The organism is Enterococcus sp. (genome assembly GCF_022711995.1).
GTDB lineage: Bacteria > Bacillota > Bacilli > Lactobacillales > Enterococcaceae > Enterococcus_D.
Genome location: NZ_JALAHI010000083.1, coordinates 37,201 through 61,429 on the forward strand (window position 1 = coordinate 37,201; position 24,229 = coordinate 61,429).

Below are 24,229 nucleotides of genomic sequence, written 5' to 3' on the forward strand. Positions count from 1 at the left end.
TGCCTAAATACGGTGATTTTTCCGATACTCTCCCGGTGTCATTTGTTCTTTTTTCTTGAAAAAGCGAATGAAGTTTTGCGGATTCGTATACTTTAAGCGTTCAGAAATTTCTTTGATCGTATAATTGGATTCTTTCAACCAAGTTTTTGCCACTTGCAAACGATAGTTTTGGAGATAGTCGGCAAAATTGATTCCCATTTCCTTTTTGAAGACGTTACTCAGATAATTCGCGTTGTAGTGAAGTTGAGCAGCAATGAGATCCAATGAGATTTCCTGATCGTATTGCTGATGCACCAGCACAACTATTTTATCTGATAAGGTACGCATTTCACGGTCTGTTTTCGTTTGAATATTATCCACGATCGCCGTTATCAACTCATGATAGATTTGTTTTTCTATTTTATCAGGGTGATTTTGATTCAAGACTTCCATATAGATTTTACGACTTTTTTGTAATACCGTATAGTCCGCACCTAACAACTGACCTAACTGGACCACATTATTCACTAGTCGAAACAACGCATTTTCGATGGTGATAGGATTTTGATTTTCTTGAAAAATTTCTCTGATGATCTGTCGAAACGCGCCTTGGACCTCTGTGGTATCTCCGCCCCTCATGGCATCAAACAGCAAGCGTTCTGTCTCTTTAGGGTATTGCACCACGGCACTTTCATCCAGTTGGGCTGAAATATCATCAAAGAAAATGATTACTTCCTCTCCTAAATGAATGCGATAGTGTAATGCTTCTTTGGCATTGTCAACTGCTAGCTTGCTGTCACTCAATGTTGGATAGCTATTTGAGATTCCCACACTGATTTTGATTCGTAAATAGTCTCTTGCCGCTTTTTGTATTTTCTTGCAGTAGCTCGTGATCAGTTTTTGATTCATTCCTTTAGACAACCTTAAAATCGTCCCTTGGGTATCTTGACTTGAAACGATGGGTCGAAAGCGATGATTTTCCGGAATAATTTCCGAGACGAGATTTTCAATGGCCAACAGAAATAAATCGGTGGTGGCGGCATCTCTGCCACAAAGATCATCGATCTGTATCAGCATCACCGCAAAACTTTCTTTACTGGAAAGCGTATACTCAAACTGCGCCAGCTTTGATGGCACTTCTTCTGGTGCAATACAGCCGCGAAATAAATTGAGAAAAAAGAGCGTGGCCAATTCAGGTTTTTGGTACTCAACGGTTCTTGCCAAGTCGTGATTTTGGACTAAGATCGTATCGATTTCAGAAATCAGTTGATTGACCTCCAGCTTTTCTTTGGTTTTTCTTGGTTTGACCAAGTCATTTATCCGATTGATTGGATAAGTCGCAATCCGTGCCATGCGATAAGCAAATAAAATAAAGAGCAGCAACAGTGTGCCGCAAATCAGCACTAATCCCCAGCGAAGCCCTCGAATGGCAGAAAACACTGTTTGGTGGGACAAACGCGTCACATAGACCCATTGATTATAATCCGACTTAACATAAATATAGGTATCTCCAGAATCATTGACCACTAATCCTTGCTTTTTTTGGTCCCCATGAATTTTTTCCCATAGCGACTCCTCGACTGCCGGTTGATGGGCATAGAGCAACTCTCCGTCTTTACTGAAAATCGTAAAAAAAGGATCCTCTTGTCCAGTGACCAACTGATCGATGGTTCGATAATCGATTTCCGCTACACCAAGTGCTAAGACTTCTGGACGATAAATGGGTAGCGTAATGATCATCGAGAGATAATCTTTTTGCGGAACCCATTGAATGGCATGATCATTGTTAGCTACTTGTGTCATTTCCCTTACTTCTGCGTCCGTCATTTGTTTTAAGGAACCATTATGTATTTTCCAATGATTGGCTACATTGATCAACTGATACTCTGCATTGTCGATCCCCATGACACTAATGTATGCTAGCTGAGAATTGATCTCTTTAACTTGTCGGTGGTCCTTGATGGATAGCTTTTGATTCATCACCTCTTCAAAACCAGCCGTATTGCTGTAGGTGGAAAAAGCATACTCCACCATTTGGATTTTTTGATCAAGATTTCCTCTTACTTGGTCAACAAAACTCTGCTGGTTTTGGATCAATGTATCTTGAATACTATTAAATGTACGATGATAAATGAAACTACCGAACCCCAGTATTAAAACGCTTCCAATCAATGAAACTGGAATGAAGATGTTATAAAAAAAAGTTGAATGTCTTCGCAGTTTCCCTAACCCTCTCATTTGATCCCTCCTAAAATTATGAAGACAGTCTTTTCAAAAGACATTTCTATTCTAGCACAAAAGTTTACTTGTGAGTACCGGAACAAACAAAAAAAGTTAACGTGTGCATCATTGGTATATTGACATTCTTCTTAATAGGATATATGCTAAAATCAATGAGAAAGTGGAGGGAGATATATGGTCACAATCAAAGATATTGCAAAAATCGCAGGCGTTTCGCATACCACTGTTTCCAGAGCGCTCAACGATAGTCCACTGATCAAACCAGCGACCAAACAGAAAATTGGCGAAATCGCGCGTTCTTTAAATTATACACCAAATGTCAATGCAAAAAGTCTCGTCAATCAAAAATCTTATATTATCGGCCTTTACTTTTCTAATTTATCGGCCGGCACCTCGGATCGCTTTTTAGTGGAAGTCATCAAAGGGATCAATACGACATTGCCCTCAGAATATCGGTTAGCGGTTCATGATATGACCACCCTCTCTCATCCGGCAGAAGAATTACCCCGGATGGACGGAATCATCGTTATGAGTCAGAGTGACCAGGATGATGCATTCATCGAGGGATTGAGTCAGATCGATTTGCCTGTGGTTGTACTCAATCGGCAAATTGATAAACCCTCATTGCTTAATGTCACAAGCAATGATGCCCAAGGTGTTTACCAAGCCATCGATTATGCCATTCAGCTAGGCTATCAGAAGTTTTCGATCATTGAAGGGAAACCGACATTCCGCTCCAGCATTGAACGCAAGAAAGGCTTCTTGCAAGCCCTTGCAGATCATCAGATTGCTTTTCCAAAAGAGTATGCGGTGATTGGCGACTACTCCATCGAAAGTGGTCGAACTTGTGCCAAACAATTGCTGGAACTTGCTGATCCACCAGAAGTGATCTTTTGTTCCAATGATGATATGGCCATTGGTGCCACCAATACATGTCTTGAAAAAGGACTTGCGATTCCAGCTGACATTGGCATCATCGGGTTTGATAATATTCCCTTTTCCAAGTACACAAACCCACCGTTGACCACCATCAGCAAGCCGGTCTTTGAAATGAGTCAACTAGGTGCACAGCTTCTTCTTGATTCCCTTGCCGGCACGGTATCAAAAAAACAATATCTCTTAGACACAGAATTAACCATTAGGCAGTCGCTTTAGCATTCGTTTCTAGAATGCTTTTGCCTATTACCAGAAAATGTTAACGTGTGCAAAAAGCAGACGTTCATTATAAATCACTCATTTGGAGGTTACAATGAAAAAGATAACAGAAATTGAAAAACCCACCAATGCAGCAGAAAAAGTCATCCAATTTGGTGAAGGCAACTTTATGCGCGGCTTTTTTGACTGGCAACTGCAACAGATGAACACCCAAGGAAAATTCAACGGTAGTGCCGTGGTGGTCCAACCCATCCAACAAGGCCTAGCAAAGATGTTGGCGGAACAAGACAATTTGTATACCGTGATCTTAGAAGGCTTAGTGGAAGGACAACCTGTCCAGACTTCAGAAGTCATCACCACCATCAGCCGTGTGTTGAATCCTTATGAGCAGTGGCAAGATTATCTGGCTTTAGCTGAAATTGATGCATTGGACATCATTGTGTCCAATACGACGGAAGCAGGAATCGTTTTTGATCCGCAAGACAAGCCGACAGATGCGCCGCCTAAAAGTTTTCCTGCAAAGCTAACGGCACTTCTTTACCAGCGCTACCGCAGTAAAAAATCAGGTTATACCATTATTCCTTGTGAATTGATCGATCGGAACGGCGAAAAGTTAAAAGCTTGTGTTCAGCAATATAGCACCCTTTGGCAATTAGAGGATTCTTTTACTACCTGGCTGGAAAATGAAAACGTGTTCTGTTGCAGTTTGGTTGATCGGATCGTTCCCGGCTATCCAAAAGCAAAAGCCGCTGAATTCAATCAGCTGCATGGGTATGAAGACCGGTTAATGGTCACAGCTGAACCTTTCATGCTCTGGGTGATCGAAGATCCTTCCCAGACTGTCGCACAGAAGCTTCCCCTACCGGACGCGGGATTGAATGTGATTTTCACAGATGATCTTACGCCTTACCGTGAACGAAAAGTGCATCTGTTGAACGGACCGCATACAGCCATGGTGCCCCTCGCTCGTTTAGCCGGACTGGAAACCGTTGAAGAAGTGATGCTAGACTCGGATTTTGGCCCTTTCATTGATCAGTTATTCAGTGAAGAATTGATTCCTATGCTGGACCTGCCGCAAGAGGAATTGAACCAGTATGCAGAACAAATCAAAGAACGCTTTAAAAATCCTTATGTGCACCATCAGTTGCAGTCGATCGCATTAAATAGTGTCTCGAAATTCAACGCACGCCTTTTGCCGATTCTGCTTCGCCACCAACAGCAACAAGTGGTGCCATCAAGAATCCTAGCATCACTTGCCGGATTGATTAAGCTGTATTTAACCACCGACTGCCAAGATGATGCAGCCGTTTTAACTTGTTTTGCAGAAGCCCGCTTGTTGCCTGCTTCTGAACAGGTCAGCTTTATTTTGGCGCAAGAGCTGTTATGGGGAATGGATTTATCCGGTTACCAACAAGAAGTCACCGAAATGGTCACCACCCTTTCAGAGCAAGGCCCGCGTCAGCTCATTCGTTCACTAAAAAATCAGCAATCTCAAAAAAAGGCGGAATGACGATGACAACAATAAAAACTAAAACCGATCTGCTGAAGCTGCATCCTAAAGACAATGTGGCAGTGGCGCTCCACCCCATTGCCAAAGACAGTCAACTTGTGTTTGAAGACCAAGTCTATTTCTTTGAAGAAGACATACCCCAAGGACATAAGATCGCACTCATTGATTTGAATCAAGGGGCTCACGTCATCAAATATGGTTACCCTATTGGTCATCTTTTATCAGATGTAAAAGCCGGACAATGGCTGCATACCCACAATGTCAAAACCAATCTTTCCGGTACACTGTCTTATACGTATGAACCAGATTTGCATCCGGTGGTTTATCCGAAACGTTCGTTGACCTTTAAAGGTTACCGACGCAAAAACGGCAAAGTCGGGATTCGGAATGATTTATATATCGTGCCAACAGTGGGTTGTATCAATGGTATCGCCGAAATCATTGTTGAAAACTTCAAACAAAGCCACCCGGATCTGGGGACCTTTGATTCGATCACGATTCTTAAACATCCCTACGGTTGTTCCCAATTAGGACAGGATCACCAAAATACCCGGCAAATTTTGATCGATGCAGTTCAACACCCAAATGCCGGCGGTGTGCTGGTTTTTGGTCTTGGCTGCGAAAATAATACCGTCGCTGAATTTAAAGAAAAGCTAGGCGATTATGACACGGATCGAGTCAAATTCTTAGTTGCGCAAGAAAGCCAAGATGAAATCGAAGCCGGTGAAGCATTGCTTCTGGAATTGCTGCAAGCTGCCAAACATGACCGGCGGGAAGATGTGCCTTTAAGTGAATTAAAAGTCGGCTTAAAATGCGGTGGTTCAGATGGATTTTCCGGGATTACTGCCAACCCGTTATTAGGGGCGTTTTCCGATTTCTTAGTCTCTCAAGGAGGCAGCACTGTGTTGACAGAAGTACCGGAAATGTTTGGTGCCGAGCAAGTCTTGATGGCTCGCGCCAAGGATCAAGCAACTTTTGAAAAAATCCTTCATCTAATCAATGACTTTAAAGATTATTTTCTTTCTTATGGTGAGCCTGTCTACGAGAATCCTTCTCCCGGAAATAAAGCAGGCGGGATCACAACATTGGAAGATAAATCTTTGGGCTGTACCCAAAAATCCGGCACTTCTGCTGTGGTCGATGTGTTGAAATACGGAGATAAAATAAGAGAAAGCGGTCTGAGTCTTCTTGAAGGACCAGGCAATGATTTAGTGGCAGCTTCTGCCCTTGCATCGGCCGATTGCCAGTTGGTTTTGTTTACTACAGGCCGGGGAACCCCCTTTGGCGCCTTCGTTCCTACGATGAAAGTTGCCACCAACCAAGAATTATTCGAGAAGAAACCCCATTGGATGGATTTCAATGCGGGTCGATTGCTGCATGAACCAATGGAAGCAGTCCTTTCTGATTTTATTCAAGCGATCATTGCAGTCGCTAGCGGGACCAAAACCCGTAATGAAGCGAACAATGTTCGAGAAATCGCCATCTTCAAGACTGGTGTAACATTATAAAAAGAAAAGAGGAAGCATATGTTTTTAAACGACGATTTTTTATTAACGAATGATTTTGCCAAAGCGTTATATCATCAATACGCCAAGAATGCCCCCATCATTGACTATCATTGCCATTTGGATCCTAAAGAGATTTACGACAATCAACCCTTCCGCAACATTACTGAGGCTTGGCTTGGCGGGGATCACTACAAATGGCGGCTGATGCGGGCATGCGGAGTAGATGAATCGTTGATCACTGGCGATGCAGCGGATTATGACAAATTTATCGCTTGGTGCCAGACGGTTCCAAAAATCATCGGCAATCCCCTTTACGTCTGGACCCACTTGGAGTTAAAACGTTTCTTTGGGGTCGATTTATTGATCAATGAAGAAAATGCACCAGAAATCTGGCAGACAGTCAATAAAAAGCTACAATCACCTGCCTTTCGCAGAAGAGAGATCATCGCAAACAGCAATGTAAAAGTCATCTGTACCACCGATGATCCGACGGACTCTTTGGCAGAGCATCGCAAATTGGCAGCTGAAGAAGATCGCTTTCGTGTATTGCCAACATTTCGGCCAGATAAAGCGTTGAATATTCAACAGAATGGGTTTAAAGAATATATCGATCGCTTAGGCACTGTTGTAGGACAAGCAATTACCAGCTATGACTCGCTGCTTGCCGCATTAAACGATCGGATCGCCTTTTTCCATCAAATGAATTGCCGCTTATCGGATCATGCACTGGATCATGTGCAGTACCAAGAGAGCAGCGAGTCCCCACAAATCATTTTTGAAAAAGCACTCAATCAAGAACCGATCACTGTAGAAGAAGCAGCCATCTACCGCTCTTCCTTGTTACTTCATTTGTTTGAACAATATCGGCTGCATGGTTGGACGATGCAATTACATCTCCACGCTTATAGAAATGCGAATACGAAGATGCTGGAACAATTAGGACCTGATACAGGGTATGACGGCATCAACGATCAACCAATGGCGGCGAACCTCCAAGCGTTGTTAGATGCAGCTGAAAGCAAAGATGCTCTGCCACAAACAATTTTGTATTCATTGAATCCAAATGATTATGACGTACTGGTGGCATTGATGGGCTGCTATCAAAAAGAAGGCAACAACAAACTGCAACTTGGTTCTGGCTGGTGGTATAATGACACCCGTGCCGGTATGCGTCAACAGTTGACCAAATTTGCAGATGGCAGTGTATTAGCCAATTTCGTGGGGATGCTTACAGACTCCCGCAGTTTTCTTTCCTACACGAGACATGAGTATTTCCGACGAGTCTTTTGCGAGTGGCTAGGAGAAATCGTTCTTCGGGGAGAAGCGCCGAGTGATCTCAGCCAATTGAAGGCACTGGTTGAAGGAGTCTGTTACCAAAATGCTGCCGATTACTTTCATTTTTAGAGGTGGCAGATGGTGAAACTAATTATTGCCGGCGATTCCACTGCCGCCAACAAAACTGCAGACAAACGACCCGAAACAGGCTGGGGAGAAAAAATCCAGAGCTTTCTTTCCACCGACTTTTCGGTGATTAATTTGGCGATGAACGGTCGTTCAACCAAAAGCTTCATTCAAGAAAAACGCCTTTTGACAGCCGAAGCGCTGCTTGCTCCAGGCGATTATTTCTTGATTCAGTTTGGCCACAACGATCAGAAAACAGATCCTGAACGAGGAACGACACCTGAAGAATACCAGCGAAACCTAGCCCAGTTTGTGGCAACTGCACAAAACAAGCAAGCGATTCCAATCCTACTGACCTCCATCACGCGCTTGAAATTTAACGCGCAGCAATTGGACCCTCTAGCCGTAGGCCCTTATCCCGAAGCAATGAAAGATTTTGCTCGGACGCATAACATTGATTGTCTGGATATTTTTACGAGTACCCAGAACTTTTTTTCTAAGCTGACACCTGAGGAAGCCCGTACGTATTTTTTGCACCTTTCAAAAAATGAACACCCGAATTATCCCGAAGGTATTCAGGACAATACTCACTTGAACGACCAAGGGGCTTTGACGGTCGCTCGCTTGATTTGTCAAGCAATCAAAGAAGCGAATCTTTCTCTCAGCAGTAAGATAGTGCTGTAAGTCGGTTAGAATTTTCTGTTTACCAATCACAAGCAATGTGTTTTGAAGCGACCCCAAAAAGATCGTTTTTTTGAAGGATCTTTTTGGGATCGCTCTATTTGGATTTCCTGCAGTCGGTCGCTCTATTATTTTAGATAGCCGATGGCATCGTCTTAATAAAAAGACGCGGGTTTCCTTTTGTCTTATTACGAAAAAAGGATCTAACTTTTCGGAGAGGAATTTTTTACTGAGGCGCATCTTCAAGGGTCCAGACCAGCGAGCCGCTATACTTCCCGACATGATCCGTCGGCCGTAGTAATAGCTTCAACCGATTCTTCGCTAATGTAGCAGATCCGCTACCTTCCCATACCGGCTGCTCTTGCTCAGATAAGAGGACATCCCCTGTTTTTTCCGCAAAAACCAGCGCATCTCGCAACTCTTGTTGCTGGTTGTTTTTCAGAGGGGTTTCAATCTTTACTTTCACGGTCCATTTGCTTTGTTCCAATCGACTATTGTCTTCCACTTTGATTGGCTGACTTTCAGCAAAAAGATACTGATTAAAAGCAGGAATTGAGTGGGTTCCAAAAGATAAGACTGCCGGTAGTTGCAGCCTTGGTCCCGATTCTGGAACAAATACGCGGGTTTCTGCTGCCGATTTTTCCCCTTCTTCATTCTCTAGATATAAATTTACTTCTTTGTTAAGCCAATCTTCTGGTAGGTTGAAAGCAACCGTGTCTTCCGTTTGTATATTGCCCAAATCATATTTTTTTAGCACCTGTTTTTTCTCCCCATGTTGCGCAACAACTTGGATCTTTTGCTGGCGATCATGAGAAAAGTCATAAGACAAGTTCACCGTTTTGGAAAAGCGAGGAATCACGATTTTTTGTTGCCGATCTTTTAATGTAAAGAGTAGCGGGACTCCTTTTTTGTAATGATGGAACACCTCTTGGGCACCTGGCATGACAAGGATGCGGTTTTTTTCTGCTGGGATTGGATAGTACCCGTTAATAGTCGGATAGAAGGACGATAGATCAACAGAATCGGTGATTCGCCCTTTGATTGTTCCTGGATTTAAGAGGGGCTGATTGTTTTCATCAACGAAATTGATTTTAACTTCATTGTAGTAGTAGATGGTGGCTGCCAGATTCCCAATTAACCGCTCCCCGTCGCCAACATCTTCGTAAAGTACCGGTTGGAGTAAAAAGCAATCGTCTATGATCGCATCAGGATCAACTGGACGATCGGCTCCGCCAATAAAGGTATGGTAGAGAGTAAATTGATAACTATTGTCGTAAAAGGCCCGGTTTTTTAGTGTAGAAGCTTTTGCTTGAATAAACAGATTGCCTTGCTCATCAATCTTTTGATCAAACCAACTTGTTCGGTCATTGCCATAAAAATCTTTGACCTTGAGTCCTTTGATTTGAAACTGGTTTTGCTTTGGATTTTCGATTTTATAAGAAAGACTGGATCTAAAATTCTTGGGATCCAAATAAGGAACTGTTTGCTGAAAACAAGTGATGACTTCATTGTTTTCAATGTTCTGGGTAGCTACTGGTTGTGGATAGGCATAAGGAAACTCGACTGCCGGGAAAAAATTCGATAAATACTGTAATTCCGATATTCCAGCAATAGAAGTTCTTGAATCATTATTTTTGACAATAAACTGGAATTTCGAGATCGCTTTTGTGGTGATTGCCAGTTTACAAGCATCATCTGACCAATTATCTGCGTTTCCTTGTCCTTTTAATGTCAATGTGCCTTGCTCATCTTCGCTGTATTGGATCGTGGAATCAGGTGCAGCAAAGATATGTTCTATGGCAGTAGCAGCCTGAGGAATTCGGATGTCTTTCCATTTGTTCAAACCCATTTCATTAAAAGTCGTCTTTAGTTGAATTGGCTGCATCTTATCGTCTAAAAATTCATAGGTGATTTCTGAGGTACCATTTGCCCATATTTTCAGCCTTAGAAACTCATTTTTCGTGATAAGCATATCTGCACCTGATGGCTGTAACATCTTGACAGTCACCTTGACGTTGACTGGATGCCCTTGATAATACCCAACATTTCGTATCAGCGCAGCACTTTCTTTTACCGAGTCAATCCCAGTAATGATTCTTTCACTGTTCACTACTCCAGATACTTTCTCTATCTTTGTTGATTCTCCATTTCTCATAATAAACGCATGATCAGCAGAGATTTTGTCTGTTAAGGCATTTCGATAATAAGAAGATTCTATGATTGATCCTTCCGTCTGAGCAGTTACCTTTTTGGTACTCATGCAGAAGACACATAATAGCAGCACTACGGAAAGCAGCAGTTCAATACGCTCTTTTTTCATCATGATCCTCCTAACTCATTTCTTGATTTCTAATAAATTATCTAAGCGAAAAGCAATCGGTCTCCTTCCAATATACTCATATCCACTGACAATTGGATAGTCTAAAAAATTTATCAAATAAAGAAAAAAATTAGAGTAGCACCTCAAGGAAAATAACTGTTGAACTTTTTTAACAAAGGGATGAACCCTCGCTTCTTGATGGGACTTAGCTGGAACCAAGATCCGTCTTCTCAGTGTCAGTGAAGAGATTCTGCTCGTTTTTTTACTAAAGAATTCGATAAAAAACTCCTAGCCTTCGCAGAATCCTTTGAGGATGTGCGTCGAATAGGAGTTTTTTGCTTACAAAATTTCTCTGTTAGGAAACAGTCTTTTTGCGATGATTATTCAGGTTGTTTTCCAATATAAGCTAAGATACCACCGTCCACATATAAGACATGACCGTTGACAAAATTAGAGGCATCCGAAGCCAAGAAGACAGCTGGACCTGCCAAGTCCACTGGTTCTCCCCAGCGAGCAGCTGGTGTTTTTGCCACGATAAACTGATCAAAAGGATGACGAGATCCATCTGGCTGGATTTCTCTTAAAGGAGCTGTTTGTGGTGTCGCGATATATCCAGGTCCAATGCCGTTACATTGAATATTGGCAGAACCAAATTCAGAACAAATATTTTTAGTCAGCATTTTCAAGCCGCCTTTGGCAGCCGCATAGCCAGCAACGGTCTCACGACCAAGCTCACTCATCATGGAACAAATATTGATGATTTTGCCATGGCCTTTTTTGATCATAGAAGGCAATACTGCTTTGGCAACGATAAAGGGTGCATTCAAATCGACATCAACCACTTGACGGAAATCAGCGGCAGACATTTCCAACATTGGGATCCGTTTGATGATTCCCGCATTGTTGACTAAAATATCAATGACCCCTACTTCTTCCTCAATGGTTTTGACCATTTCAGTAACTGCTGCTTCATCGGTAACATCACAAACATAGCCGTGGGCATTGATCCCTGCTTCTTTGTAATTTTTTAATCCTTCATCGACTGATTCTTGTGTTAAATTATTAAAGACGATCGTTGCTCCTGCTGCTGCTAAAGATTGCGCGATCGTAAAGCCAATCCCATAGACTGCTCCTGTAACTAACGCAATCTTTCCATCTAAACGAAACTGATCCATTGAAAAATCCATCTTCATCCTTCTTTCTTTTTTTTATTTCAATTCATCCATTGGAACCATGTCCATATCTGTATACGTGATGTTTTCCCCACACATAGCCCAAATAAACGAGTAATTGCTAGTGCCGACGCCTGAATGGATCGACCAGCTTGGGGAGATGACGGCTTGCTCTTCTGCTACGACTAAATGTTTGGTTTCATCTGGTTTGCCCATCATATGGAAAACTTTTGTATCCTCATTGGCAAAATCGAAATAAACATAGGCTTCCATACGACGTTCATGGGTATGACAAGGCATCGTATTCCAAGCGCTACCTGGTTCTAAGATGGTGTATCCCATTTGCAGCTGGCAGCTTTCACAAACATTTGGATGAATGTATTGATAAATCTTCCGTTCATTCAACGTCAAGCCTTCACCGGTTTCCATTGGTTTGATTTGATCAATACTGATTTTCACATTTGGGTATTTATGATGTGCTGGAACACTTGAGATATAAAATTTAGCTGGATTTTGAGGATCTTTTGAAGAAAAGACCACATGTTTTGTTTCTTTTCCGATATAATATCCATCTTGCTTATTCATATCTTCTTGGGTACCGTCGATTTCAATGACACCTGCACCACCGATATTGATCACGCCTAGCTCACGACGTTCCAAAAAGTACTCAACGCCTAACTCTTGGCTTAATTGAATTTCTAATGGTTGATCCGTAGGTGTCACTCCACCAAAGATCATCCGATCATTGTGGGTATAGGTCAATTGGATCTTGCCAGGCACAAAAATTTTCTCTACTAAAAATTCATTGCGCAACTGTTCCGTGCTGTAGTGACGAATATCTTCCGGACTATGTGTGTAGCGTGTTTCCATTTCTTGCATGTTTGTTCCTCCTAGCGAATGATTTTTCCAGAACCGACTGCCAAAAATTCAGTGACTTCCGCTTCTGTAAATTGATTACAATCTCCATGAATAGTGTGCTTTAATGCAGATGCTGCTGTCGCAAAATCAATGATTGCTTGATCTGCTTTATTGGTCAAAAGACCGTGTAAAATCCCGGCGGAAAAGGCATCGCCTCCCCCAACACGATCAACGATCGGATGGATCTCATGGGTGGCAGAAACAACATAATTGCCCTCATGCCACAAACTACCGGTCAGTTGATTGTGACTGGCAGAGAATACCTGCCGATTTGTTGCATAAAAAAGCTTGATATTTGGATATTTGCGATGCATTTCTTGATAATAGTATGAATCATCAGCTTCTTCCTTTTCAGCAGCTGGAATATCCATAAAGACTTGTGCATCCAACTTGCCAGCCGAGCAATAATCCACATAAGGAAGCACTTCTTGTAAATAAACTCGAGCTTCATCAGTGGACCAAAGCTTGCCGCGATAGTTGATGTCAAAACTGATTTTACAACCAGCAGCTTTGGCCTCTTTGATCAATGTCACTAAAAGCTTCCGCCACGTTGATGAAAGCGCCGGTGTGATTCCAGATAAATGAAAAATATCGACACCATCAAACAGCTCCTCAGACCATTCATTGTCTGCCATTTGCGCAAAGCTTGAGCCAGCACGATCATACACTACCCGTGCTGCGCGCTCACCAACCCCAGTTTCAATATAATACGTCCCCAGACGTGAACCGCCTCGCAACAGGTGACGACAATCAACCCCATAACTGCGTAAATGGTGAAGGACTGCATCTCCTAGCGCATTTTCCGGCACTTTGCTGGCAAAGGAAACTTGGTGGCCAAAGTTGGCCAACGAGATCGCTACATTGGCTTCTCCGCCACCATAATGGGCGGCAAAAGCTGAACTGTGAGCGATTCGTTCTCCAACAGGGGTCGATAGACGCAACATGATTTCCCCGAGTGTCAGAATATTTGCCATCTTACTTTCCTCGAATTTCTTTCAATTTTGCTGCATACTGTTTGGCTACTTCTGTTACTTTAGCAAAATCGCCACTTGCTGCTGGAGCCAACAAATTCCCGCCAACTCCAACTGCCACGACACCCGCGGCAAACCACTCTTGCATATTGTCTAAACTCACACCACCTGTAGGCATAATGTTCAATTGTGGTAAAGGTGCTTTGAAAGCGGAAATAATACTTGGGCCATAAGCGCTTCCTGGGAATAATTTAATGATATCTGCCCCTGACTTCAAAGCATCCTTCATTTCAGAAATAGTCATACAACCTGGTAGATAAGGAATTTGATACAAGTTGCATAGTTCAGCCGTTTCTTGATCGAAGGTTGGACTCACAACATATTCTGCACCAGCCATAATTGCCAAACGAGCAGTGACAGCGTCAAGGACTGTTCCAGCACCAACGACTACTTCAGGGTTATCTTTAAATGTTTCGACTAATTCGGCGATCACTTCAGCTGCTTGAGGAACTGTAAAAGTCAGCTCAATCCCTGTGATGCCTCCTGCCACGATGGCTTTACTTGCTTGAATGGCTTCTTCTTTAGACGCCCCCCTCACTACCGCAATGACGCCACTTTCTTTTAGTTTCATTAAATTCGCTACTTTTTTCATGAAGACCCTCCAATAATTTCCTATTTGGAAAATAGTATTTATTATAAAGAAACTTACAGGTTCATTATACCGCTCTTCCTTTTATTTGCAAGTGCTTTCCTCGAAAATTCTTACAAAGCTTGCTCAATTTGCTGTTTTGTTGCAATAATCGCATCGATCAATAGTCTTTGATAGTCTGGCGTTAAGCGGTATTTCGGTAAACTGATCGAAAATGCACCGATAATCTCGTGGTCCTTGACCAATGAAGCCCCGATACAATAAATTTCTTGTTCCATTTCTTCATCATCAAAGGCAACATGGCTCGCTTTGACTTGTTCTAGTTCTTTCTTTAGCTTCAGCTGATTGGTGATGGTATTTTCTGTGTAAGCCGTTAGCGGGGTTGCCGCCAAATACTCATCCACTTGGGTGGTTTCGAACTCTGCCAAAACGGCTTTTCCCATCGCTGAGCTATAGAGGGGCCGGGTGATCCCTACTTTTGAAGACATGCGAATCGTTTGATTTTGCGGTTCCAATTTGTTGACATAAAGAATTTCATTGGCTGTCAGCACCCCTAAGTGGATGGTTTCATCAGCGGTTTTTTGCAATGCTTCTAAGTAAGGCAAACTGATTTCAACTAGATCCAGCTCTTGAATGTTTTGATTGGCATACTTGATCAGCTTAGAACCTAAGCGATAGTTCTTCTCTTTGTCTCGTTTGACATAACCGATCATCTGCAGTGTTTCTAATATTTTCAATGCCGTTGACGGAGTGAGTTTCGTCGCTTCTGCGATTTCTTGCAGGGGTTTATTCGGCGCTTCTGCCAGGTAGTCTAAAATCGTTGCTGCTTTTAATAATACGGTTCCATATGGTTTTTGAGTCATCTTTTCTCCACCTTTATTTTCTATATAAGAAATTATATTCTCTTTTTAAGAAATGTACAATCCTTTTCCCTACTTTCAAAACATCGCTGCTATTCTTATTTTACTTTCTGCACGCTTTCATTGTATGATGAGAATAAGAAGGAGTGCCGACCAATGGATCTAAATGTATTGATTAAAGGAAAAAAATTGACGGACAATGAATTACAGATTCTCGATTACCTGCTGACCAACACCGCTACCATCGATGGACGGCCTTTAAGGGAAATCGCCAAGACTCTTTATACTTCACCAGCAACGATCGTGCGTTTGGCACAAAAATTAGGGTTTTCCGGTTATCTTGAATTACTTTACTTCTTAAAGAACCGCCTAAAGAATCAACGAAGTACCGAAGCCGCTATTGATTATCAAATCGATACCGCTGGTATTGCCGATACGATTGAAGAAATCAAAACGATCTATGGCAAAAACAAAGACAAGTTTATTACCATTTATGCCACCGGCTTTTCGGGTATCGTGGCAGAATACTTGCACAAAAAAATGCTGGTCAACGGCATTAAAACCTTATTAGTCAGTGCTTCTGATTCCGGTGGGATCATCAGTAACAATATTGAAAATATCAGTATGCTGATCACCATTTCAAAATCCGGTGAGACACAAAAAGTGCTGGAGAAAATGGCACTGGCTCATGAGCACCAGATACCGACAGTCTTGTTTTGCGGCAATGGCGAGCATCGCGCCAATCAATTAGCAACTTTTTCATTTGAGGTCACAGATGAACGGCCCTATGACACGCAAAACATTCAGTACACCAGCTTTTTCGGCAAATTACTGTTGCTGATGGAATACATCGTCGACGCCTTCACTGAAAATGAAACACGCTGAGATCAGACAAAAAGCAATCTTTAACGAGGCGTGACACAAGTCGTCTCGAATAACAACAAAAAACGTCTTTCTTGAAAATCTGCTAGAGATATTCAGAGAAGGAGGTTTTTTCTTTCCACATTTCTGCCGCCTCCATCACTTAGGAAGGCAAAAAAAGAGGGACTATGATTTAAGCCATCAGCCAATAAGTTAAACCAAACCTTATTCTATTACTTGGATAGATTCCTGTGACTTTTGCTCTCATTACTAAGCAAAAAGGAGTTGCTTCAACAACTCCTCGACAGTATCGTTTAAAACAGTGGCTATATCATTATTTAAACGAAAATAAGTGTGCTCTGCTAAGGCAAACGGTTATTTCTTGCGATTAATCAATAGGTAAAAAAATTTTTTTCTTAGAATAGTAACAGCCGATCTCCGATTACTATGTTATGCATAAAGGGTCGCCACATTTCCCTGTTCATCTGTCGTAAAAAATCTCGCTGCATTTCTGAAAATAGCAATGTCCAAAATGTTGCCTTCTAGTCACCACAATACCTTCTGCTAATTTCATCCGCTTTCTGTTCTTTCTATTACAATTTCTGCACACTACTAGACAAAAAAAGCAGGTCCTCCCTGAAAAAAGCAAACCTTCCGCTTACAACAAGGCTTCTTTTCTATCCCAGACACTGTTTGACCGCATACCTAGATTTTCTGGTTCAACTAAAGAAATCTTAGTCTGCGGCGGTTCTTTCAATAAAAAAAGAGGGGATCTCTCCCCTCTTAATCCTGTCCCGGTATTATTCGGTTTTTAGTTTCTTTCTGCATCAAAATAATGGATTGCCAATTCTTGGTAGCCTTCCTGACTCTGTGAATCAGGAATAAACTTTTCACTTGGCTGTTCGTTTCCTACAGCAGAATGTCGATACAAGTCATACAAACCAAATATTGGTTCATTTTCTTCGGACAGATAGCAAGTCAAGCCTAATACATCCGCAGTCATCTGCCCTAACAATTTGGTTTGAAAGAAACCGCCGCTTATAGTAACTGCTTCTTCTAATTGAACCATCTCCTTCAATAAACCAATGTTCATCAGCATTCCTTCAATCACAGCCCGCAACATATCTGAACGGTTATGCTTCAACGTTAAGCCGGAAAAGCCTCCCGTAATGTCATTTGACCAAAAGGGTGCGCGCTCGCCGTTTAAATAGGGATAAAACCGTAAGCCTTTGCTGCCAATAGGAGACTCCTCCATTACATGAGGCAGACTGTAGTAAAACGCATCGGGATCTTCGGCCAATGTTTCTTTTGCCCATTCCAGAACGCAACCACCATTGTTGGAAGGCGCACCAACAACAAATAGCTCCTCTTGCAAATAGTAGCAAAAGTTCTGCTTTTGCCGATCGAACACAGCGGTCTCGCTCACCTTACGGACTGCTGCACTGGTTCCAATGGTCAAGCTGTTGCGAATCCCCGTTGAAATATATCCGGCATAGGCCGCCAAACAGCCATCACTAGCCCCACACATGACTTCAATTGTCGGAGACAATCCGCAGCGTTCAGCCATTTCCTTTGCAATCAAAAAGCGATCGGTAGGGGCACATAACGGTGCCAGTTGTGCTTTAGAAAGTGATAAATAGTTTAGGATCTTTTGACTCCACTGCTTTTCTTTTAAAGAAAAAAGTCCTGTTGCCGATGCGGTACTATAATCGATGTATACCTCTCCGGTAAATAGTTCCATCGCCAATTCTTTTAATCCATACCATTTGGTATTTTTGTCAAAAGAATGATTGGACTGGAAATAAGCCAATTTCGCAAAGGGAGACATGGCATGGATCGGTGTGCCGGTCTCTTGATAAAAATCAGCTGCTAACTCGGTTTTACGAAAGGCAGTCATCACTTCGCTGGCCTGATTGTCCGACCAGATATAAACGTCCTCCCCTTCATCACCAACCACTGGCATCAAGCTATGCATAGCTGTGCTTAAACCGATTGCAGTGATTGCTGTTTTCCATTCATCAGGAAGCATTGTGACCCCTGCGATCAGCTGACTTTTGATCTCTGAAGCTGATTGGGTCTGTTTCAGTCCGTGACGATGGGTAGTGATTGGTAACGAATGTGTGTAGATGATTTTTCGCTCTTCAATGATCCCAAACTTAATGGCAGTCGTGCCGATATCAATCCCTAAAAACATCGCTATTCCTCTCCTCCGATTCAATTAGGTTTATTTTACCATAGTTACCTCCTGATTCTAGCAAACCGGTTTTGACTTTCGCAGGCTGGTTAAAAACAATGTCCCCTTTTTTCGCAGGTTGGCAAAATGAATTCAAGAAATACGCCTCAAAGAATTAAGTTTCAAAGAAATAAGCCTCAAAGGAAACCTTCCAGTGAGGCTGACCTAGGCAACAATTGCCCATGGAAGCGGTATTGAAGTATCAAGAAAGCTCCGCCACCATCTTTCAACGGGAAGAGTCGATTGCCCTGTCGTCAACGAGGATGAAAAAAGTTTCGCAAATGTGAAACAAATTAAGACAATTCTGGCCAATAGGCTCGATTTTCTACAATCAAATCATCTAGCAATTCTTTAGCTACTTTCGCGCTAGGAATCGTTTTGGAAAGGCTTAACGCCTGCCACATTTTTTGATAACTCTTTTCCACATATGCTTCCACTACCAACTTTTCCACAGTGATCTGCTGGAACATCAATGCTTGTTGGAAAGAAGGAATTTTTCCTTGTGCCAGTGCTTCTGGTCCATCGGAACCAACAATGCAAGGAACTTCCACCATGGCATCATCAGGAAAATTAGCGATTGCTCCGTTGTTTTCTACGATCATGACCATTCGTTCATGGGTATTGAAAGCAATGGCACGGGCTAGATCCACAATAAAGGTGGCATGGGCATCGATTTCAAATGCGATCCCCTCTGCTGATCCTTGTTCAATGATTTTATTCGCATGATCGAAGACTCGTTTTTCTCGACCTGCCATCACTTCATTGGCGCGGGTATATTCAGGATGTTCTTTCATATGATCATAAACGTAATCTGGGTATAAGTAATATTTTAAATAAGTATTTGGCAGATATTCTGGTGTCAGAGCTAAAAGATCTTTGGCTTTTTTGTGGGTTTCTTGCCAACTGGGATCTGTATGTTGGGTGTCCACTTCAACTTGAGTGAGGTAGCCGTTTTGGGCGACATAGTCTCTGATCTGCTGAATGTATTCATTGCCCTCCTGATCCTTGATGCTGGTCCACCAGCCGAAGTGATTCAAGCCAAAATAGCGCACTTCTAAGTCTGCTGGTTTTTTGCCGATGATTTGCGACATCCGTCGTAAGGTGCCCACTGGCATATCGCAAATATTCAACACTTTTGCTTCAGGCCGCAACACGCGGCAAGCTTCGGCGACAATCGCTGCTGGATTCGAATAATTTAACATCCAGCAATCTGGCGAATAGGTTTCCATATAATCAATGATTTCCAACATTCCGGTGATACTGCGCATACCATAAGCGATACCACCAGGTCCACAAGTTTCTTGACCGAACACACCATGACGTAAAGGAACCTTCTCATCTTTTTCCCGCATGTCATATTTGCCTACTCGAATATGGGCCATACAAAAGTCAGCATCTGTAAAAGCCGCTTGGGGATCCGTCGTATAAGAAAATTCGATCTGTGGTGCCTGTTCTTTTAATAAAATCGTCAATGCTTCACCTAAGGTTCTTTGTCGCGCTTCATCATTGTCATAAAGTGTCAGCTTTCTTAAAGGAAACCGTTGTTGATTATCTAACAGCATCATGACGATTCCCGGGGTGAAGGTGCTTCCTCCACCGGCGATCACTACTGAAAAATTCTTCATTATTCACTCTCTCCTTCTCGTCCTAAGTATTTTTCTAAATCTTCTCGTACTTTTGGTACCGTCAGCCCATAAACCACGTGGACATTCTCACCATTTTTGATAACGCCTTTGGCTTGGGTTTGTTCTTTTAGTAATGTCTCATCTACTAATTCTGGGTCTTTTAGTTTCAATCGTAAGCGGGTATAACAGTTATCGATGGTTTTGATATTGCTATCGCCGCCTAAACCTTTGACCAATGCTGAAATTGAGTCCGTCACCGCAGAGGAATGAATTGCTGCCACCCCTGCTCCTGCACCTGCTTGTCGTTCGTTGTATTCTTTTTTGGAATACAATTTGGTTTCCTGCCCGTCCTCTTCCCGACCAACTGTTTGCAAATTCATTCTGGTGATCAAAAAGCGAAAAAGGAAATAATAGAGAAAGAAAAATACTATGCCAACAACGATATAGATGGGCCAGCGCGTCTTTTCAATCCCTAACGGCAGATTATACAGCAGAAAGTCAATAAAACCATTGGGACCAATCGCTCTAGAGCCAAATATATTCAAAACCACCATACTTAATCCGCTTAATACCGAATGGATCAAGAACAAGACTGGGGCAACAAACATAAATGAAAATTCAATGGGCTCCGTTACCCCGGCAATGAAGGAAGTCACCACTGCAGGGATCAAAATGGCTTTGACCTTGAATTTATTCTCAGGTTTTGCCGTTTGATACATAGCCAGACAGGCACCGATCAGACCAAACATTTTTGAGATCCCCCGCGCATCCCAAATAACACTTTGCGAGAGAACTTTTACAGCCGGATCTGCAATTTCTGCAAAGTAAATGTTCCGAGCCCCTTCGAAGACTTGGCCCCCAACTTCAGCGACGCCTCCAAGGGAAGTATATAGAAATGGCGTATAGATCAGATGATGGAGCCCAGTTGGAATCAATAATCTTTCTAGCGTCCCGTATAAGAAGATACCGAAGTTTCCTGTTTCTTGAATAATGCCGCCTAATCCATCAATCCCCGTTTGAATCACTGGCCATACGATCGAAGAAAGGATGGCGAATAATACAACAACTGGAATCAAAACAATGAAGACAAAGCGAGCCCCGCCATAGACTTGAAAAGCATTATTGAAGGTAGTGTCGATGAAACGGTTGTGGATCAATGCACCGATGATCCCTAAAATGATCCCTAAAAATACCCCCATATCTAAGACTTGAACCCCTAAAACCAGTGCTTGTCCTGATCCTTGGAGTGCATCGGCGGCTACAAGCATCCCTCGAAGTTCCATAAATTTGTTCATGGCATATAAAAACACCAGATAGCCTAGTAATGCAGTAAACGCCGCTTCCGCCTTTTTCTTTTTGGCCAGACCAAGAGCGATCCCTACACAAAAGATAATCCCTAAATTTGTCAAGATCGGTAAAAGCGAGGCAGAGAGAATGCTGCCAAAACCTGTGGTGATTGGGTTATCCAAAAATGGAAAACGTTCGATCAAACGAACATTGGTAAAAACATTGCCAATGGCAATCAAGATCCCAGCAATTGGCAAAATCAGAACCGGTACAAACATGGCTTTTGAAAACTTCTGCATCGCATCCATCATTTTTTCTTTCATTGATGATACTCCTTTGCTTTTTTATCGGTAGGTTTATTATAGGTAAGTTTGAAGGACATTCCTATAGAAATCGCTTTCAAATCAACCTGTTACATAGATTGGAATGTGTTTCATAAAAAAGAAGCATCGAATGGTCATTTCTTACCATCCGATGCTTCTTTATTCATTTTTCGTACTAAATCCACATGTTGATATATCAAAGGGAAAATTTTTCTATATGCAGCTTCTGTTAAGTGTATGCCATCTTTAGTATTCAAAGCATCAAGCTGTTTGGTTTCATCTATAAGCAAATTATTGACTTCAATCGTCTCATATCCATATGAATCGGCAAGTTTGCTGATTTTCTCACTTGCTTCAATCACACGGCTATTGGTTCTATACTTTGAAGCCTGCAGTAGCCATTGCTCGCCTTGTTTTTTTGAAACGTCTTGCATTATTCCGGTATTTACCGGATAAAACTTAATAAAAGTAACTGCACATTGTGGTAGACTTTTCTTCAATTTACTGAAAATTTGGCGGTAGCTATCTAATAAGTGACTATCCTCAAAACACTCGTCTGCAAGATCATTTGACCCAATATTGATCAATAGATGTACAGGTTGTATAGAGAGTATCAATCGATCAAAAATTTCAAGATAGTCTTTAGAAGTTGCTCCACTAATTCCGCGGTTATAAACAATTATTTCTTTATCGAGAAACAATTGTTCCAAAGGAAACTCCTCCATTAAAGAAGAACCAGCAAAGACGATTTTCCCCTTTTCCGCATCATGATTTTTAGAAACATAACGATTCAAACAGATCATTTTCCGCCTATTCCTCGTTATTAGATATTTCTCTAATCGTCATCGCAGTTTTCGCTGTCAAATAGATTGTATCCATTGAATAAGTATCTATCGTTATCTTAACAGATGCATCCTTTTCACTATCGTTAAACAAAATAACAACAATGGATTTATTATTATTCTGAAAGGCAACACTTTGGATATGCCGATCATTCGAGCTTTCAATTCGAACAGATTCAGGTCGGACAAATTTACTGAAATGAGCCAGACCAAAATAATCAAGTGTCAATTCATAGTTTTTCGTTTGTTGATCCACTTTTACAAGGCCGCGACAAGTACTTTTTCCAAATCCCGGAACAGTAGGCCCATTATTTTCGTCTAGCGCTAAATTCCAAAGCGTCATAGATTTTGCACCATTTCTAAAAATGTTGATCCCTGTTCTCATTAGATTACTGAAAGCTGGTTCAAAGGCTGGTATCCAATCTCCTCCAGATCCCTCAGTAAAATGGATTTCTTTATCTGGATAAAATAGAGCAACTCTTGATTGATTAATTACATTACCACCATACCAGTGCCAAGCTATACCATCAAAGGCCGCTTCTGCCTTATCCAAAATTTCTAATGGATAATCAATTCTATCCCAGTTATGATCATAGCCTAATATTTTTGTCCGAATGTTATTATCATTAAACAAAGGTTTTAAGTATTTAGCAACAAAAGTTGCTTGTTCATCCGCCAGCATCTCCATTCCTGGGTAATTCGGTGGCACAAACAACGGTTCATTTTGTGGTGTAATCGCATATATATCTAATCCATGCATATGATAACTGTCAATCACTTTTTTGAAGTAATGGGCATAGGTATCATAATACTTCAACAACAATTTTCCACCAATCATTTGTTGAGAATCTTTCATCCATCCCGGAGCACTCCAAGGAGACATAAATAATTTTAGTTCAGGATTCATTTTCTTAGCATATTTTGTTAGGGGAATGATACTTTCTTCATCCTGTGCGATAGAAAAATGAATCAGATTCTCATCTGTTTGATCTTTTTCCATATCATCATAACTATAAATATGCCGCGCATAGTCAGATGCACCCATTGGGTTTCGTAGAATTGAAAGACCGATTCCTTTTTTTGAATCAAATAACGCTTCCATGACTGCGATTTGTTGCTCTTCAGATAAGCATTTATCAACTAAATATGCAGAAGAATCTGTCAAAGAAGTTCCCCATCCATCAATTTTCTGAAAAGTTTGATGGCTATTGACATTGATTTCAAACTCATTTTTGTTTTGTGTAAACGGAGATTGTTCACGCTGAAACATATTCATTTCATCTGTTGTCGTGTAATATTCAAATCTCAATGGATCACTCCTGTTCTATTTGATTTGTAGTTACATGCTTCATAATTTGCTTATGGATCATAACTTGAAAAAACATAGGAATACTTATCCCAAATAACGCCCATACTAATGCTAATCTAGGTAAAAACACAGGTAAAACAAAACTACTAAGCATTATCGCTAAGCCAATAATATTACAACCTACGTATTTTAACGTTATCCCTAATGAGAACTCCACTATGGACCGAATGGACATTTGGCTAGTACAAACAATGAATGCATTCGAAAGAAACACAATAAAAAATGCAATAAAAAGTAATATCAAAAATTGAAATATAGTTTTTCTGGTGAATGATAGTAAAAGAAATAGTAAGAAAAAGATCACCCAGAAAACGATGATTAACC

18 protein-coding genes are annotated in these 24,229 nt (G+C 41.6%); 6 read left to right on the plus strand and 12 right to left on the minus strand.

Going from position 1 to position 24,229, the window contains the following annotated elements; genetic code table 11:
• Positions 1 to 3: 3 nt before the first annotated feature.
• Positions 4 to 2,217, minus strand: coding sequence for a helix-turn-helix domain-containing protein (locus tag Q0A12_RS08030; protein ID WP_291292132.1), 2,214 nt, complete (start codon positions 2,215 to 2,217; stop codon positions 4 to 6).
• Positions 2,218 to 2,394: 177 nt separating this feature from the next.
• Between Q0A12_RS08030 and Q0A12_RS08035 the strand changes: the two genes are divergently transcribed.
• From Q0A12_RS08035 to Q0A12_RS08055, 5 genes are all read left to right on the plus strand, one after another.
• A complete protein-coding gene (locus tag Q0A12_RS08035; protein WP_291292133.1) occupies positions 2,395 to 3,375 on the plus strand; it encodes a LacI family DNA-binding transcriptional regulator in 981 nt (326 codons plus the stop codon).
• Between the two features lie 94 nt (positions 3,376 to 3,469).
• A complete protein-coding gene (locus Q0A12_RS08040) occupies positions 3,470 to 4,885 on the plus strand; it encodes a tagaturonate reductase (RefSeq protein ID WP_291292134.1) in 1,416 nt (471 codons plus the stop codon).
• Positions 4,886 to 4,887: 2 nt separating this feature from the next.
• Positions 4,888 to 6,393, plus strand: a complete 1,506-nt coding sequence (locus Q0A12_RS08045) for an altronate dehydratase family protein (protein WP_291292135.1) — start codon at positions 4,888 to 4,890, stop codon at positions 6,391 to 6,393.
• An 18-nt stretch (positions 6,394 to 6,411) separates the two neighbouring features.
• A complete protein-coding gene (uxaC, locus tag Q0A12_RS08050; RefSeq protein ID WP_291292136.1) occupies positions 6,412 to 7,797 on the plus strand; it encodes a glucuronate isomerase in 1,386 nt (461 codons plus the stop codon).
• Between the two features lie 9 nt (positions 7,798 to 7,806).
• Positions 7,807 to 8,478, plus strand: a complete 672-nt coding sequence (locus Q0A12_RS08055) for a rhamnogalacturonan acetylesterase (protein ID WP_291292137.1) — start codon at positions 7,807 to 7,809, stop codon at positions 8,476 to 8,478.
• 223 nt (positions 8,479 to 8,701) lie between these two features.
• On the opposite strand, the gene Q0A12_RS08060 is transcribed toward Q0A12_RS08055, so the two are convergent.
• The 6 genes from Q0A12_RS08060 to Q0A12_RS08085 form a co-directional block, all read right to left on the minus strand.
• Positions 8,702 to 10,795: a hypothetical protein gene (locus Q0A12_RS08060; RefSeq protein WP_291292138.1), complete on the minus strand. Its 2,094-nt coding sequence runs from the start codon at positions 10,793 to 10,795 to the stop codon at positions 8,702 to 8,704.
• Positions 10,796 to 11,175: 380 nt separating this feature from the next.
• On the minus strand, positions 11,176 to 11,982 hold the full coding sequence (locus Q0A12_RS08065; RefSeq protein WP_291292139.1) for a gluconate 5-dehydrogenase: 807 nt from the start codon (positions 11,980 to 11,982) through the stop codon (positions 11,176 to 11,178).
• A gap of 21 nt (positions 11,983 to 12,003) precedes the next feature.
• Positions 12,004 to 12,846 carry a 5-dehydro-4-deoxy-D-glucuronate isomerase gene (gene kduI, locus Q0A12_RS08070; RefSeq protein WP_291292140.1) on the minus strand — a complete coding sequence of 281 codons (843 nt, stop codon included), beginning with the start codon at positions 12,844 to 12,846 and terminating at the stop codon, positions 12,004 to 12,006.
• A gap of 11 nt (positions 12,847 to 12,857) precedes the next feature.
• On the minus strand, positions 12,858 to 13,859 hold the full coding sequence (locus tag Q0A12_RS08075; protein ID WP_291292141.1) for a sugar kinase: 1,002 nt from the start codon (positions 13,857 to 13,859) through the stop codon (positions 12,858 to 12,860).
• A 1-nt stretch (position 13,860) separates the two neighbouring features.
• Entirely contained in the window at positions 13,861 to 14,508 is a 648-nt protein-coding gene (locus Q0A12_RS08080) for a bifunctional 4-hydroxy-2-oxoglutarate aldolase/2-dehydro-3-deoxy-phosphogluconate aldolase (protein WP_291292142.1), read from the minus strand.
• A 110-nt stretch (positions 14,509 to 14,618) separates the two neighbouring features.
• Positions 14,619 to 15,368, minus strand: coding sequence for an IclR family transcriptional regulator (locus Q0A12_RS08085; protein WP_291292143.1), 750 nt, complete (start codon positions 15,366 to 15,368; stop codon positions 14,619 to 14,621).
• A gap of 153 nt (positions 15,369 to 15,521) precedes the next feature.
• On the opposite strand from Q0A12_RS08085, the gene Q0A12_RS08090 reads away from it, so the two are divergent.
• Positions 15,522 to 16,250, plus strand: a complete 729-nt coding sequence (locus tag Q0A12_RS08090) for a MurR/RpiR family transcriptional regulator (protein ID WP_291292144.1) — start codon at positions 15,522 to 15,524, stop codon at positions 16,248 to 16,250.
• Positions 16,251 to 17,037: 787 nt separating this feature from the next.
• Here Q0A12_RS08090 and Q0A12_RS08095 read toward each other — a convergent pair.
• From Q0A12_RS08095 to Q0A12_RS08115, 5 genes are all read right to left on the minus strand, one after another.
• Positions 17,038 to 18,420 (minus strand): FGGY family carbohydrate kinase, encoded by a 1,383-nt coding sequence (locus Q0A12_RS08095; RefSeq protein ID WP_291292145.1) that lies wholly within the window; start codon positions 18,418 to 18,420, stop codon positions 17,038 to 17,040.
• 332 nt (positions 18,421 to 18,752) lie between these two features.
• Positions 18,753 to 20,084, minus strand: a complete 1,332-nt coding sequence (locus tag Q0A12_RS08100; RefSeq protein ID WP_291292146.1) for a 6-phospho-alpha-glucosidase — start codon at positions 20,082 to 20,084, stop codon at positions 18,753 to 18,755.
• A complete protein-coding gene (locus Q0A12_RS08105) occupies positions 20,084 to 21,694 on the minus strand; it encodes a PTS transporter subunit EIIC (RefSeq protein WP_291292147.1) in 1,611 nt (536 codons plus the stop codon). The genes Q0A12_RS08100 and Q0A12_RS08105 overlap by 1 nt, the downstream gene beginning before the upstream one ends.
• Positions 21,695 to 21,828: 134 nt before the next feature.
• Positions 21,829 to 22,497: a GDSL-type esterase/lipase family protein gene (locus Q0A12_RS08110; protein WP_291292148.1), complete on the minus strand. Its 669-nt coding sequence runs from the start codon at positions 22,495 to 22,497 to the stop codon at positions 21,829 to 21,831.
• Positions 22,498 to 22,504: 7 nt separating this feature from the next.
• Positions 22,505 to 23,845, minus strand: a complete 1,341-nt coding sequence (locus tag Q0A12_RS08115; RefSeq protein WP_291292149.1) for a glycoside hydrolase family 30 beta sandwich domain-containing protein — start codon at positions 23,843 to 23,845, stop codon at positions 22,505 to 22,507.
• Positions 23,846 to 24,229 lie beyond the last annotated feature (384 nt).